Source organism: Adhaeribacter arboris, from assembly GCF_003023845.1.
GTDB lineage: Bacteria > Bacteroidota > Bacteroidia > Cytophagales > Hymenobacteraceae > Adhaeribacter > Adhaeribacter arboris.
The window spans coordinates 5,076,776-5,091,836 of the sequence record NZ_PYFT01000001.1; the positions used below are offsets into that span (position 1 = coordinate 5,076,776).

Sequence of the window (15,061 nt, forward strand, 5' to 3'; positions counted from 1 at the left end):
ATGAACAAAAAATTTAATTATTTCTTTCCGGCTTTTTTTGGCTTGCTCATCTACGCCAGCATCCGGCTGGTGAACGATACCGTAGCCGGCGAGAAGTTTTGGGAACGGCCCTGGCAAACTACTGCCCTGGAAATAGTTTTTGTGGTAGGTTTTGGTTACATCATGCAGTTTCAGCTTAATTACCTTATTCAGAAGTTTAGCTCCGATACCAACCGAGCTATCAACTCTAGGGTAATTTTAAAAGAATTTGCCACCGTATTTATTTCTTGTCTGGTTCTGTTAAATGTATTTTTAATCCCTTTTATGGCTGTAACCGACAATGGCTTGCAAATTCAGGACGTGGTAATCGGGAACATTATTCCCGGTTTGTACCTGTTGCTGTATTTTGCCATTGTGCGGGGTAACCGGTATTTGCAGGCTTTTGTTCAGCAGAAGATAAAGTTAGAGCAAATTGAAAAAGACCAGCTCCAGACCGAACTTAAATTTTTAAAGGCCCAGTATCATCCGCATTTTTTATTTAACGCGCTTAATACCATTTATTTTCAGATGGATGAAGACGTGGAAGCGGCTAAAAAAACGGTGGAAAAATTTTCGGAATTATTGCGGTATCAATTGTACGGCCAAAATCAGACCGTACCCATTAGCCGCGAACTAAGTTATTTGCAAACCTACATCGACTTACAAAAAGCCCGGATGAATGCGCATTTGCAGCTGGAGGTTTGTTTTGACTCGCAGTTAAACGAACAGCCCATTTACCCCATGTTGCTGTTGCCCTTGGTAGAAAATGCTTTTAAATACGTAGGCGGCAATTACTGGATTAAAATAGCGGCGCAACTGCAAGACCACCAGCTTTTCTTCCGGGTAGAAAATGCTGTGCCGGCAAATATGGTAAAATCACCTAAAGACGGAGGCATTGGTTTAGAAAATTTACAACGCCGCTTAAATATGCTGTACCCCAGGCAACACAGTTTAAAACTGGAAAAAACTCTCGCAAGTTACCAGGCCAGTCTAGCGCTACCTCTATGAAAATTCGCTGCGTTATTACCGACGACGAGCCTATGGCCCGCAAAGGCTTGCAAGGCTACGTAGATAAAATTGATTTTCTGGCATTAGTTGGCGTGTGCAGCAGTGCCATTGAATTAAACAATCTGCTCAAATCGAAAGAAGTACATTTACTATTTCTGGACATTGAAATGCCTTATTTATCGGGAATTGAGTTGTTGCAAAACCTGCCGCAGCCGCCCAAAGTAATTTTTACGACTGCTTACGAACAATACGCCCTTAAAGGCTACGATTTAAATATAATCGATTACCTGCTCAAACCTATTTCCTTCGAACGGTTCCTGAAAGCCGTCAACAAAGCGCACGATTTAGTAGCAAACGCTAAAACTCCGACCGCTGATTTTATTTTTGTGAAAAGTAATAATAAGCTGGAAAAAGTCTTTTTTGAGGATATTCTTTTTCTGGAAGCTCTGGAAAATTACGTGATTATACAAACTGCTGGCTCCAAAATAATTACCCATACTACTCTTAAACATCTTTTGGAAAATTTACCCGTTGATAATTTTCTGCAAACACATAAATCCTTTGTGGTGAACATGAACAAAATTAAAACCATTGCAGGCAATACCTTGGGCATCCAGCAATTTACTGCTCCTGTTTCCCGTAATTTAAGAGAGCAGGTTATGGAGAAAATTTTGAAAAACCGTTTTCTGAAGAAATAAAAGTTTTAAGTGCTTTCCTCATAAGTTTAGCTTGTTGTTTTTCGGTTCCTCCATTGCGACTATTCTGATTCTAATATACCAATGAGAAGAATTATTTTATACATTTTAGGAGCGCTTAAAAAATATGTACAACCGAAATTTGCTTATAAAGGTGTATAAAATTTAGCCGCATCCTCCACTTTTATGCCTTACAACGAACAATTAGCCGATAGAGTCCGGCGGGCTTTGGTAGAAGTGCCTAAGCTAGAAGAAAAGAAAATGTTTCGGGGCGTAACTTTTATGGTGAATGATAAAATGTGCGTGCGTGTAAGCGGCGACGAATTAATGTACCGCCTTAACCCGGAACTGCACGAGGCGGCTTTAGAAAACAATTATACGCGCCCGGTAGAAATGAGAGGACGCCCTTACAAAGGTTTTGTTTACGTGGCGGAAGCGGGTTTGAAGACTCAAACCCGCTTCCGATTACTGGCTGAACCTGACCTTAGCCTAAAACGACAAAGCCAAATCTTCAAAAAAAAGAAGCAAAAAATAGTTTTCCGCGGGTATCCGGGTTTTTTATTTTTCTTTTCTTTTTTCTGATTCTATTTAGACCCGGAAAGCAGATTTACGTTACAATTGCTTAAGAACTAAGTTTTTGTACGTCAAAAGCTTGCTGAATCCGCCCTGGTTTTTTATATTTATTCAAACGTGTTGCCAACCGCTATGATGAAACGTTTTACCCTTATTTTGCTATTTTTCTTATTGGTGTGGTTGCCCTCTTTTGCTTCCCGGGTACTCGTTGTGATGGACGAAACCCAGAAAGACCACCTGAAAGCTTATGGTGTAGCTTACTGGGTTTTACAGCACCAGCAGGAAGTAGATTGGCTCCTGAATTACCGGGGCGGTAGTTTTGGTTTCCAGCACGCCCCGGATTTAGAAAACGAACTGCGGATACGCGGGGTTTCTTACGAAGTAATTTCGGATGCGCAGTACAACCGGATTGTTGCTCAAATTGCCGCTCCCGATGCTAATATGGACGTGATAAAACTGGAAAAAGCGCCCAAAATTGCTATTTACTCCCCCAAAATAAAACAACCCTGGGACGATGCCGTGATGCTGGTGCTCACCTACGCCGAAATACCCTACGATATGCTTTTCGACGAAGAAGTATTAGAAGAAAAATTACTCCAATACGACTGGCTGCACCTGCACCACGAAGATTTTACCGGCCAATACGGAAAATCGGGGCGATGGCAATGGAACCAGGATTGGTTTCAGGCGCAGAAACAAGAGTCGGAAGCTTTAGCTAAGAGATATAACTTTGCCAAGGTGCCGCAAATGAAACTAGCGGTAGTGCAAAAAATAAAAGCTTTTGTGGCGGGTGGTGGGTTTATGTTTGCCATGTGCTCGGCTACCGATACCTACGATATTGCCTTGGCGGCGGATGGGATAGATATGGTAGATGCCCTATTTGATGGCGATGGGGTAGACCCCCAAGCGCAGCAAAAACTGAATTTCTCGAAAACTTTTGCTTTTAAAGATTTTACTGTTGTCTCCAGCCCCTACGACGGCGAATTTTCGAGTATTGACAACCAGCGCCGCGAACGGAATGTGTATCAGGATAATGACTTTTTTACGCTGTTTACCTTTTCGGCTAAATGGGACCAGATTCCGACGATGCTCACCCAAAACCACGAAAAAGTAATTAAAGGTTTTATGGGCCAAACCACGGCTTTTAAAAAGCAATATATTAAGTCGGAGGTGATACTAATGGGCGAAAATAAAGTGGCCAACGAAGTGCGTTACATGCACGGTACCGTAGCCAAAGGCACCTGGACTTTTTACGGCGGCCACGACCCCGAAGATTACCAGCACATGCCCGGCGAAGATCCAACGGATTTAGCACTACATCCCAATTCTCCCGGTTATCGCCTTATTTTAAATAATATTCTCTTTCCGGCGGCTAAAAAGAAGAAACCTAAAACCTAGTAGGTTTTACCTCTGTTTTTAAATTTTTACTTTTAAAGGTTAGTCTTTGGAGCCTTTGCCAGTCTCTAAGCAGCGGTGCTGATGTAGTTTAAACGGTGACCTGTTTGCCTCTGGCCGGCGGGCCTCGTTTAGCTCTTCCGGGCGGGTCTAAGCTTCCTTTTCTCCTCACGTCGGAATCCCGACACCTGTCGGGATCAGAACCTTAGAAGGCCCTCCATAGCTAAACTGGTGTCAGTTTCTCTTAACTAACTGTTTATTCTGAATAGTGAATCAGAATAAACAGTTAGTTTGCAGATAGTAGTAATGTAAATCGTACTGCTTTTTTAGCTGCTTTGCGGTTGTTCTATTTCATTTTCTTCTTCCAGCCTTCTTTTAATTTCTTCATTTTGCTCCCGCAGGACAGTATTATGGATCGGACTTTCTTTCGGCCGCTCATCACCGAACAATACCCCCCACTGGTTCATATTTTCGGTTCTATCAAACACAACTTTTAAAATAGCAATTAAGGGCAAAGACAAAAACATGCCGGCTATTCCGGCTATGGCTCCGCCGGTAAAAACGCCCACTAAAGTAGCCAGGGCATTGATTTTAACTTTCGCTCCTACAATCCGGGGCATTAATATGTTATTGTCCAGAAACTGCGCACCCGCGATGGTAATAAGAACGGTAAAAATAGGCCACAAATCCTGCGAAGAGGCTAAGGTTAGCAATACCCCGATAATGTTGCCGATTAAGGCGCCGACATAAGGAATTAAATTTAAAAAGGCGAATAGCACTCCAATCAGTAAAGCGTGTTTAATTCCTATCAGCAATAAGGTACCCCCTACCAGCACCGTCATGTACGAAATCTGAATCAGGAGACCGATCAGGTAACTTTTAATAATTATTTCTGTTTCGGCCATTACCTCTTTTACGTGTTCGTTATTTTCTTTCGGGAACCATAAGAATACAAACCGCAACAGCAGGTTTTTATAATAAAGAATTAAAAAAATATAAAGGGGCAATAGCGCGAAGAAAAGTAAAACCGAAGTGATAGAATTAACCGCTCCCTGGAGCATGGTGCCCGCATAACTTACTAAGCGGTTACTTTGCTGGTTAATAAATTTTACCTGTTCATCCGGGGAAAAATGGGTTTTAGCATTTAGCCAAGCACTCAAAGCAGAAAGGTGATTATTGATATTATCCCGGATAACCGGCAAATCAGTTAACAGGTTGCTGATTTGCGAAGAAAAAAACCAGGTGATAAGCCCAAATACAATAACCAGCACCAAAACGCTGATGGTAATGGACAATACTTCGGGTACGCGTTTTTTCAGGAAAAAGCGGTAAACCGGCAATAGAACCATACTAAGGAAAAAAGCCATGAGCAACGGCGCAATTATTTTTTTGCCCAGAACCAATATCCAAACCAAAAAGAACAGTCCCATTAGTTCTATCGACCGTCGCACGGTAACCGGCATACTTCTCATAAAGGCGCTTATTTATAAATATTATTTTAAATTTTTCCTGGATTTTTGAGGTATTTCACTCCGTTTTACTTTAACGTAAATTCATATACTTAGCTGCTTTATTTTTAACAACTACCTGTAAACCTAAGATTTATATCAAGAAGTCAAGTGATAAAAACTAGAAGTGTTTGGTAATTCAATTCATTTCAATGATAGATAGAAACAAGTTATTACTTGAAACTGATACCCGTTTGGCGATGGAGGGCCTTCTAAGGTGCCGGTGCCGCAGGCATTCCGGGGCAGGAGGAAAAGGTAACAGCTGCCTCTCCTCCCCTGTTGTTAGGGGAGGAGAGGCGGAGGGGGCAAACGAGGCCCGTCGGCCACGAGGCAAATAGGGTACTCATCAAACAAGATAGCACCGCTGCTTGGAGACTGGCAAAGGCTCCATAGATTAACCGCGTATATTATCTTAAACTACGACTTGGTAAATTGGAAGTACCATTAACTTCTCCGTTATTTCACAAAATCCAGATTATAAGCTATTCCTAACCGGAAACCTTGATTGTACTCAAAAACCGGTTTGCCTGAATTAGGATCTGGCGCGGCGTGTTGGGTAATCTGGTACAAGTAGTTTAATTCAAGTTGAAAATTGTCGGTGAACTGGTAGCCAGTACCGCCGGAAATTCGATTCTGATTAAAAATATTCTGGCCTACATTTTTACCAAAACCTATAAATAACTCATCGAAAAAATTTAGGTACCATTCCTGGTTTTCCAGGGTAGTACCTTTTAATGGTATTATAGCGGCTACCTGGTAACGAATGCGATTCTGATATTCCCAACGAGTTACGGTTTTACCGGTATTTTCCTGTAACTGGCCAATCCAGCGTTGCTCCAGCCGGAACCGGTGTTGTAAGAAGATATTTCGGATGGTATCCTTTATTTGTAAGTCTTCGTGGAGCCGTCGTTCCGGGTAAGGCTCGCCCGTATCGGCGGTGGGAAAATCACCGTACGGGAAGGTGATAAAAGAAGTATAACCACCCCCTACTTTAATTTCCGGCAAAACCTGGTAGGCAGCCCCAATCCGGGCTAAAGATTGCTGCCAGTTTTTAATAAATTTCACCCGGCGCCATTGGTATTCTGTGTGCAGTTCCCACCGTTTACTTACCTGATGATCGCCCTCGTATACGTACCAGCCAAGGGAATTATTATCCTTTAGCCGGCCCTCCTGACTAAAAACTGGTCTGGTTAACAAAATAAAAAAGGCGATAAGCAGGAATGTATAGTTCAAAATAAAAGTATACGGTTTGTTAAAGGTTACCCGGTAGTATTTCGGAAATTTTCGGTTACTAATAAAGTGCCATCTGGCAATACGGTAATTCCTGCCGGTTGGTCGTGTACCGCCAATATTATCCGCATCAGAACTGAATTTCAGGCAAAAATCTTTTTCCTGTCTTATATAGTTAATGCCGCAACGTCATGCGGTTGGCACGTTTCTTTTCTTAATTTAGCCAAGCATTAGTCAAACAACGAGCAATTTCGTTTCAAAAGCTGTAAGAATTAAAGTTCCGCCCTTTCATCTTAGGCTCATTGTAGCATGATAAATCCTTTTACCAGATGGAGGCGCGGAATGGAAAGATTTTCATTAAAAAATTGAATTTCTGTTGATTTGGCGAATGCTGTAACCTAAGAATACGCGAAACGGTAAGTCAGCTAATGAAAATCATATTTCCGAAGTTTGATAAGGTGGGCATGCCTTTATTAGGTTTAGCGGCCGCTGCTTTCTTTATCCTTGAATCCCGAAAACAACTACGAAAACGTACTCGCCCTAAAATAGAACGCTTGCTAGAGAACGGCAGCGTGGCGGCGGTTGCGTTACCTGCCTTGCGCCTGCTGTTGGTGCCGGGAATGTACGCCGCCGCCAAGCTCGCGCAGCAGCAGAAATTTGGCTTGTTTCATTGGTTAAAGTTACCCCAATGGTTGCGGTATGGAGCCGGATTTCTGTTGCTCGATTATACCAACTACTTTTGGCACGTGCTGCTGCATAAATCAGATTGGTTGTGGCGCTTCCATAACGTACACCACAGCGACCTGGACCTGGATCTTTCCACTGCCTGGCGGTTTCATATCGGGGAAAATTTTGCCTCTGTACCTTACCGTAGTGCGGCCATAGCCTTATTGGGCGCACCCGCTTCGTTGGTATTATTTTACGAAGTAATTTTTGAAGGTTGCACGGCTTTTCACCATTCTAACATCCGGCTGCCTTTTAAAGCAGAACAACGACTAAATAGAGTATTAGTAACTCCCCGGATGCACGGCATTCATCACTCTATTGTGGCCAGAGAAGCCAATAGTAACTTTTCGGTTATTTTTTCGTGGTGGGATCGCCTGCACCAATCGCTGCGTCTGAATGTACCCCAAGATGAAATAATTATTGGCGTTCCTGCTTATCGGGAGGCGGCCGAACAATCGCCTAAAAATCTTTTTTTAATGCCCTTCGCCCCCCAACGAACCTGGCAACTACCCGATGGTACCGTGCCGGAGCGCGAAAAACGTTATCCGCCGGAACACTTATGCCCCTGAAGTAATAAGATACCTGATCACTTGTAAATTAAAATTTTAGCTTAAAAGAAGAATCGGGCAGAAGTTCAAAAACCAGGAAGCGTAGGCTGGGAAGCCGCATTATTTTGATTATACTAGCGCCGCAAAATAATAAATGGTACATGAACCTGAACGAAGCTTTAACTATTCTTTCGGCTATGATAACGCCGGCTGTGTTGATAGTAGCCAGCGGTTCTTTAATCCTGACTACTTCGCAGCGTTTGAGCCGATCTATGGAACGGGTAAGAAACTTATCGGATCAACTGCGCAAGCTTATTATGCACCCGGAAGAAAGTAACTTGTTTGAAGATGAGCACGGTACTCTGATTGAATTAATCCAGTTCGCCATTAAAAGAAGCCGGCTATTACAACAAGCTCTTACAACCTTATATATTACCTTGGGCACCTTTGTCGCCATCAGCATTACCATTGGCATTCTGGAATTTTCGGGCTTGCAGCACACCTGGGTTCTTACCTTACTTACCATTTTGGGCGCCGGGTTTCTGTTTTATGCCAGCCTTTTACTGATCATAGAATCCCAGATTGCCTTTAGAGCCGTTAATTACGAAATGAATACCGTATTGAACCGGGTGAAAAGGTATAAGAAGCCTTTATAGTTTAAAAAAAGCGCTTTTTAAATACGTAATCTGGGACCTTAAATCTCTTGGAGATCATACTTTTATTTTAAGTAATTAAGGAATAATACTAGATTGAAATATAAAGGACTTATTACCTGTTTGTCTTAGGAGCCGGTTCCCGTTTCCATTCATTGGTGCTGATGCAGTTTGACAAGTCCCTGTTTGCCTCCTGCTCGGCGGGCCTCGTTTGGCTCTTCCGGACGGGTGGGAACGTGCGCAGTACGCCCCTACATGTCGGAATGCTCAAGCACCGGAACGCTAAAAGGGCCCTCTATCGCCAAACGGGTGTCTGTTTCTCTTTGCTCCTGCTTGATTGGAAGAACAGTAGTAAAATAATGAGATATTGCTTATTAATTCCTATTTAGTATAAGCTGATGAAATCCTGAAGTTTAAAACAGATGCAGCAGCTAAAGAGGCCTTAGATAAAGTTGCCGCTTTATTAAATAAGCAAAGCTTTGCGGTATTAAATTATTCCGTTTTATCTAAAGCCAGAAAAAGGTTATTCAGGGATTCGGCGTATAAAGGATGGGCAAACACCATTTCTTTCATTTTTTTATAATCTATCTTGCCCACCATTGCCATCTGGAGCACCGACATGATTTCGCCGCCTTCCTGCCCCACTACAGCCACTCCTAAAATTTGGCCGCTTTCGGCATCTACTATTGCTTTGAGTAAGCCCCGGGTATCGCCGGTTTCTATGGCCCGGGCAACGCTTGTCATCGGCAATTTTGCCACTTTAATGTTCTGGCCCTGCTGCCGGGCTTCTTTCTCCGTTAAACCCACCCGACCTACCTGCGGATCGGTAAATAAGCAATAAGGTACCAGCCTATTTGCAGTGGTTTCATGCTTTTGCTCCAACAGGTTTCGGTACAGAATAACGTAATCGTTATAAGAAATATGGGTGAATTTTGGTCCACCGGTTATATCGCCCAGAGCGTAAATATCAGCGGCAGTTGTTTCCAGTTTTTCATTTACCACGATGTAGCCTTGTTTGTCGGTTTTTACTCCGGCAGCTTCTACATTTAACTTATTTGTATTAGGAATCCGGCCGGCTGCTACTAAAATATGCGAGCAAGCCATTGTACTTTCCTGGCCGGAAGTTTCAAGCGTTATAAGAAGTCCGTTTTGAGTTTTGGTAACTCGCGTAGCGCTTGCCTGGGTAAAAATTTGGATATCTTCGTCCCGGAGAAACTTTTGTACTTCGGCGGCTACATCTTCGTCTTCCCGTTTTAAGAATAATTTGTTATGCTCTAAAATAGTAACCTTACTGCCAAACCGACGGTACATCTGCCCGAACTCCAGGCCAATGTAGTTGCCGCCTAAAATTACCAGGTGCTCCGGTATTTGATTAAAATCCAGGAGAGTAGCAGAGGTAAAATAGCCGGCTTCTGCTAAGCCCGGAATATCCGGTACTCTGGGGCGAGTACCGGCATCAATAAATATTTTATTCGCCGTTATAACTTTAGAACCACCCTTTGTTAAGGTTATTTGGATTTGTTTTTTACCGGTAAAAAATGCTTCTCCGAAAATTAAAGTAAGATTAGCGGTATTTTCTAATCCTAGCTGGGAGCCATTCCGGAATTGGTCTACTACCTGTGTTTTGCGGTGAAGAATAGCGGCCAGATTAACGCGAAAATCCGGAACTTCTACGCCCCATTTAGCGGCCCAGGCTACCGTATAAGCCGCTTTGGCCGAGGCAATCATGGTTTTAGTGGGAGTGCAGCCGTTATTAACACAAGTGCCGCCAACTAATTCTTTCTCAATGAGCGCTGTTTTCCAACCCGCCTGGGCCAGTTTTTTGGCCAAAGGAGTACCTCCTTGCCCGGAACCGATAATAACGGCGTCATAATGTTCCATTTGCTCTTGTTTATTTACTTATTTGGGTATTATTGGGAAAGTGAAATTTGGTTTATGTAGTATCACGCTAGTAGTTCAAAGTAAATCTTTTAATAAGAAGGTAGATTGTTTGAAATTTAGAAATTGAACAACTATCAACGAATAACAAATTATCGTCAAATGCTTATTCCGCGGATTAGTCGGTAAATCAAACCCCTACTTTCTTATTTGTCCGGGCAGCTTCGTAAATAGCCAGTAAAATCCGGACATCGCGCAATCCCATTTCGCCGGGTACCGAGGTAGGCTTGTTGTTCCGAACGCAATTGGCAAAATCATCCATTTGGCGCGCCTGCTGGTTTACTTCCTCGAACTCCATTTTTCCCCGGCTCGTTTCGCCTTTTATGCCCGAATAACTATAGGCCGGATCTAAACGCCACCAACCATCCTGGGCTTCGCCGTATAAAAGTCCGGCTTCGGCGTTGTAGCTGCTGGTGCAATCGGCAATCAGACCGCCTTCAAATTGCATTTGCCAGCTAATGGATTGCTCTACTGTTTTAAAATAATCGGGCCGGGTTTTGTCGCCGTATTTGGCAGTTATAGCAATGGGTGCTCTACCTAACGTGTACAAAACGCCTTGCACGCAATAAATGCCTACGTCCATTAGCGGACCACCGCCGGCCAGTTGCTGGTTTAAGCGCCAGTCGTCGGGTTTTACGTTGATTTTAAAGCCGTTGGTAGCTTTAATAGTTTTTACCGGGCCAAATACTTCTTTCTGCCCTAGTTCCATTACCCGCTGGTTATGCGGCTCGAAGTGCAGGCGGTAACCTACGGAAAGTTGTACGTTGTTTTGTTTACAAGCATCTATCATGGTCTGGCAATCTTCCACGGTGGTAGCCATCGGTTTTTCGCAGATTACGTGTTTTTTGGCCCGGGCCGCCCGCACCACGTATTCTCGGTGCAAGGCATTAGGCGTTACTACGTACACAATATCAATATCCGGGTTATCTTTTATCTGGTCGAAATTTTCGTAACTGTACACGTTTTTGTCCGGAATATCGTATTGGCGCTTCCATTTATCTACTTTATCCGGCGAACCCGTTACAATCCCGGCCAGGTAGCAATTTTCCGTTTCCTGCAAGGCGGGAGCTAATTGCCCTTCGCTGTATTTACCCAGCCCGAGCAAGGCAATGCCTAGTTTTTTGCCGCCCGTGTTTTTACCGGCAGCATTCCTGTTTTGTTCTTTCTCGCTGGATTTGTTCGAATTACAGGAATTCAAGGAGAGCAGCGAAATGCCCGCGGCGGTAAAACCCAGTGCCAGCGATAAATTTTTTAAAAATTCGCGCCGGTTAGCGGCCGAAGACAAATTAAACTTTTTCATAGAGCGGATACGGGATAGTATTTCTTTTAACGAATGCCGGGTTTAATTAAAGGTACTAAATCAAATTTATTTTGCGGATGGGTCAGAAGTAAACGGATAGAGTCCAATAAGTTAAACTAAGTCTTTAACCTTTCCTGTATAAGGTGGTTACTAATTTACTAACAAACCTACTTGTAAAATGGCCAAAAACAGGAACGAACAACAGTACACGAAACCCGAACTGCGGGAGAAAATTAAAGAAGAATTAAAGCAGTCCGATAAAGGCGGCAAAAAAGGGCAATGGAGTGCGCGCAAAAGCCAATTGTTAGCGAAAGAATACGAGGAACAAGGCGGGGGTTACCAAGGCCCGAAGGATGAAAAAGCCAAAGAGCTGGACCAATGGACGAAAGAAGACTGGCAAACCCAGGAAGGAGAAGCAAACGCCCGGCAAAAGAATAAAACCAGCCGGTATTTACCCAAAGGAGTTTGGGATCAATTAAGCCCCGAGGAGAAAAAAGAAGCCGAACAAGCAAAGGTAAAAGGTTCGAAAAGAGGTAAACAGCAGGTTACTTACACGCCCGCGATTAAAAAAGCCCTGCAAAAAGTAAAGTCGGTGGGCACTAGTAAACAAGATTTGCTGGAAAAAGCGAAAAAGTTAAACATTAAAGGCCGCAGCAAAATGAAGAAAGAAGAACTGGAAAAAGCCATAAAGGCGCATCAATAAGTTGTTTTTTAAAATATTGTTATTAGCTGCTTAAGTTCACTGTAATCTTATTTTATCGCACCTTAAGCTAAGTTTTTTATAAAAATCTGGTTTTAACCAAAAAAGTCCTAAACCTAGATAATTGCTTCGGAGTAGAAAGTAGGGCAAATAAATTGATAGTCCTATTTCTTATTTGAGTAATGAAAGATCTAAACAGTGTTACGAATTCCCCAATGGAGGGAGAAGGGGAGTACACCCGACGCGATTTTCTCACCCATGCGGGTAAAGGTATTTTAGCGGCCACGGTTCTGAGTGGTATTGCTTCCTGTACCGCCGATGCCCAGCAAGGAGGAAGTAAAAGCCCCACGGATAAAGATATCCACGCGAATTCAGTTACCGAGCCCATCGAATTAAAGCCGCTGGAAGATAAAACGGAGAAACCCCAGGAGCCTTTACCCGCTCCCTTAGAGCCCGGTAAACGGGTGGGTTTTGCGCTGGTAGGTTTAGGAAATCTGACCTTGGCGGAACTGCTGCCGGCTTTTAGTAATTGCCAGTATGCCAAAGTAGCGGCCCTAGTAAGTGGCAATCCGGATAAGGCCAAAAAAGTAGCCCGGCAATACGGCGTCCCGGAAAAAAGCATTTACTCTTACCAGAACTTCGATACTATCAAGAATAATCCGGACGTACAGGTAGTGTATATTGTGCTGCCTAATTCCATGCACGAAGAGTATACTATTCGGTCGGCGAAAGCGGGCAAGCATGTGCTGTGCGAAAAACCCATGTCTACTAATTCGCAGTCGGCGCAGCGGATGATTGAGGCCTGCGAACAAGCCGGTAAAAAATTAATGATTGCCTATCGCATCCAGTACGAGCCGAATAATAAAAAGGCCAAAGAATGGACGCGTAACGAGAAAATGGGCAAAGTAAGAGTTATAGATGCTACCAACACCCAAAACCAGGGTGATCCCGGCCAATGGCGCTTAAAAAAAGCATTAGCGGGCGGCGGTTCCTTACCCGACATTGGTATTTATTGTTTGAATACGATCCGGTATTTGCTCGGCGAAGAACCGATACAGGTGACGGGTACCGTGTTCAGCACGCCCAACGATCCGCGGTTTAAGGAAGTAGAAGAAACGGTATTATTTCAACTGCAATTTCCCAGCGGGGTACTAGCGCATTGCACTACCAGCTACGGCGTGCACAATTCAAAATGGTACCGGTGCTACGCCGACAAAGGCGGTTATTTTGGTTTAGATCCCGCTTTTGCTTACCATGGTTTACAAATGGATGGTTCGCAGGTACAAGACGAAATGGAAGTAAAACTAAAATCCAGTGTCGGAGAGAAAAATCAGTTTGCGCTGGAAATAGATCACATGGCGCAGTGCGTACTTCAAAATAAAAAACCTTTCACGCCCGGCGAAGAAGGCTTGCAAGATCATATTATTATGGAAGCCATTTATGAATCGGCCAAAACGGGTAAACCGGTTAAATTAAAGAAAATAGACAAACAGGATGCTTTCCGCGGCACCCCGCCGGAGGAAGTAAAATTAGCCTGAGTTACCGAATAACTACTTAAGCTTTAGAAATTCAGGTTAGGTAATAATTCTGAAATTTTTGTGTATACCTGTACGGCGGTTGCTACCCAGTCCGGGTTTACTTTGTTAGGGGAAGAAAATAACTACGCTATTCCTAACAAAGCGGCCATTCTTTACTAATCGACTCTAAAAACTGCTCCGGTTTTAACACTAACACGGGCATTTTTCTTAAATATAAGTATATACGGAACGGCTGATTTCATGAAAAATAAAGTAAGTATTGGTTACCACATTTCGCACGAGCAATTTAAACCCAGTCAGCTATTAACCTTGGCGCAGCAAGCAGAGCGGGCGGGCTTTACGCATGCTTTATCTTCCGATCATTTTTACCCGTGGAGCGAGGCCCAAGGCGAAAGCGGTTTTGCCTGGAGTTGGTTGGGAGCCGCCCTGCAAGCCACTAACCTGGAGTTTGGGATTGTAAATGCTCCCGGGCAACGCTATCATCCCGCCATTATTGCGCAAGCGGTTGCTACTTTATGCGAAATGTTTCCGCAGCGTTTTTGGCTGGCGGCAGGTAGCGGTCAGTTACTGAACGAGCACATTACGGGTAACCAATGGCTAGCCAAAGGAGCCCGCAACAAGCGACTGAAAGAATCTATAGATATTATGCGGGCATTGTGGGCGGGAAATATCGTCAATCACCAAGGCTATGTTACCGTGCAGGAGGCTAAACTGTATACTTTGCCGGCTTACCTGCCGCCCGTTATGGGAGCGGCCATTACCCCTGCCACCGCGGAGTGGGTAGGTAGCTGGGCCGATGGGTTGCTTACTATTTCGAAACCACCCGAAGAATTGCAGGAAGTAGTAGAAGCCTTCCGGCGGGGAGGAGGAGCCGGAAAACCCTTGTACCTGAAAGTGCAGCTTTCTTACGATTCCACTCTGGAAAAAGCCCGGCAAGGAGCGCACGAACAATGGAAGAACAATATTTTCCCTTCGGTATTGCTGGCCGAGGTACCTACTCCCGCTGGTTTCGATGCGGCCGGTACCATGGTAAAACCCGAAGAAATGGAACCGCACGTCCGCATCTCCCCCAAATCGGAAGACCACTTGAAATGGCTGCAACAAGATATAGACCTAGGCTTTACGCGTTTGTACCTGCACAATGTAAACCGGGAACAGGAACAATTTATTCAAACTTTTGGTCAGTACGTTTTACCTGAGTTAGTAAGTAAAGAATAAGTAAAGTAAGCTT

14 protein-coding genes are annotated in these 15,061 nt (G+C 43.9%); 9 read left to right on the forward strand and 5 right to left on the reverse strand.

Going from position 1 to position 15,061, the window contains the following annotated elements; all coding sequences use genetic code 11:
- The 4 genes from AHMF7605_RS20645 (at nt 1) to AHMF7605_RS20660 (ending at nt 3,692) form a co-directional block, all read left to right on the forward strand.
- Nucleotides 1-1,026: a sensor histidine kinase gene (locus AHMF7605_RS20645; RefSeq protein ID WP_106931917.1), complete on the forward strand. Its 1,026-nt coding sequence runs from the start codon at nt 1-3 to the stop codon at nt 1,024-1,026.
- Complete coding sequence (locus tag AHMF7605_RS20650; RefSeq protein WP_106931918.1) at nt 1,023-1,724, forward strand: LytR/AlgR family response regulator transcription factor; 702 nt, start codon at nt 1,023-1,025, stop codon at nt 1,722-1,724. The genes AHMF7605_RS20645 and AHMF7605_RS20650 overlap by 4 nt, the downstream gene beginning before the upstream one ends.
- 183 nt (nt 1,725-1,907) lie before the next feature.
- Nucleotides 1,908-2,303 (forward strand): TfoX/Sxy family protein, encoded by a 396-nt coding sequence (locus AHMF7605_RS20655; protein WP_199200276.1) that lies wholly within the window; start codon nt 1,908-1,910, stop codon nt 2,301-2,303.
- A 126-nt stretch (nt 2,304-2,429) separates the two neighbouring features.
- On the forward strand, nt 2,430-3,692 hold the full coding sequence (locus AHMF7605_RS20660; protein ID WP_106931919.1) for an asparagine synthetase B: 1,263 nt from the start codon (nt 2,430-2,432) through the stop codon (nt 3,690-3,692).
- Nucleotides 3,693-4,015: 323 nt separating this feature from the next.
- Here the strand turns inward: AHMF7605_RS20660 and AHMF7605_RS20665 are convergent, their stop codons facing one another.
- The 3 genes from AHMF7605_RS20665 to AHMF7605_RS30605 all read right to left on the reverse strand — a co-directional run bounded on the left by AHMF7605_RS20665 (nt 4,016) and on the right by AHMF7605_RS30605 (nt 6,558).
- Nucleotides 4,016-5,161, reverse strand: coding sequence for an AI-2E family transporter (locus AHMF7605_RS20665; protein ID WP_106931920.1), 1,146 nt, complete (start codon nt 5,159-5,161; stop codon nt 4,016-4,018).
- Between the two features lie 492 nt (nt 5,162-5,653).
- Entirely contained in the window at nt 5,654-6,430 is a 777-nt protein-coding gene (locus AHMF7605_RS20670; RefSeq protein ID WP_106931921.1) for a DUF2490 domain-containing protein, read from the reverse strand.
- 26 nt (nt 6,431-6,456) lie between these two features.
- Nucleotides 6,457-6,558, reverse strand: coding sequence for a PQQ-dependent sugar dehydrogenase (locus tag AHMF7605_RS30605; protein ID WP_146153632.1), 102 nt, complete (start codon nt 6,556-6,558; stop codon nt 6,457-6,459).
- 297 nt (nt 6,559-6,855) lie between these two features.
- Between AHMF7605_RS30605 and AHMF7605_RS20675 the strand changes: the two genes are divergently transcribed.
- On the forward strand, nt 6,856-7,722 hold the full coding sequence (locus tag AHMF7605_RS20675) for a sterol desaturase family protein (protein ID WP_233219203.1): 867 nt from the start codon (nt 6,856-6,858) through the stop codon (nt 7,720-7,722).
- A gap of 104 nt (nt 7,723-7,826) precedes the next feature.
- Nucleotides 7,827-8,357 (forward strand): DUF2721 domain-containing protein, encoded by a 531-nt coding sequence (locus AHMF7605_RS20680; RefSeq protein WP_146153633.1) that lies wholly within the window; start codon nt 7,827-7,829, stop codon nt 8,355-8,357.
- Nucleotides 8,358-8,846: 489 nt separating this feature from the next.
- On the opposite strand, the gene AHMF7605_RS20685 is transcribed toward AHMF7605_RS20680, so the two are convergent.
- Together AHMF7605_RS20685 and AHMF7605_RS20690 are read right to left on the reverse strand one after the other, a co-directional pair.
- Nucleotides 8,847-10,235, reverse strand: a complete 1,389-nt coding sequence (locus AHMF7605_RS20685; protein ID WP_106931924.1) for a mercuric reductase — start codon at nt 10,233-10,235, stop codon at nt 8,847-8,849.
- 187 nt (nt 10,236-10,422) lie between these two features.
- Complete coding sequence (locus tag AHMF7605_RS20690; RefSeq protein WP_106931925.1) at nt 10,423-11,592, reverse strand: Gfo/Idh/MocA family protein; 1,170 nt, start codon at nt 11,590-11,592, stop codon at nt 10,423-10,425.
- Between the two features lie 178 nt (nt 11,593-11,770).
- On the opposite strand from AHMF7605_RS20690, the gene AHMF7605_RS20695 reads away from it, so the two are divergent.
- The 3 genes from AHMF7605_RS20695 (at nt 11,771) to AHMF7605_RS20705 (ending at nt 15,048) form a co-directional block, all read left to right on the forward strand.
- Nucleotides 11,771-12,295: a hypothetical protein gene (locus AHMF7605_RS20695; RefSeq protein WP_106931926.1), complete on the forward strand. Its 525-nt coding sequence runs from the start codon at nt 11,771-11,773 to the stop codon at nt 12,293-12,295.
- A gap of 179 nt (nt 12,296-12,474) precedes the next feature.
- Nucleotides 12,475-13,830 (forward strand): Gfo/Idh/MocA family protein, encoded by a 1,356-nt coding sequence (locus AHMF7605_RS20700; protein ID WP_106931927.1) that lies wholly within the window; start codon nt 12,475-12,477, stop codon nt 13,828-13,830.
- Between the two features lie 240 nt (nt 13,831-14,070).
- Complete coding sequence (locus AHMF7605_RS20705) at nt 14,071-15,048, forward strand: TIGR03885 family FMN-dependent LLM class oxidoreductase (RefSeq protein ID WP_106931928.1); 978 nt, start codon at nt 14,071-14,073, stop codon at nt 15,046-15,048.
- Nucleotides 15,049-15,061: the final 13 nt, after the last annotated feature.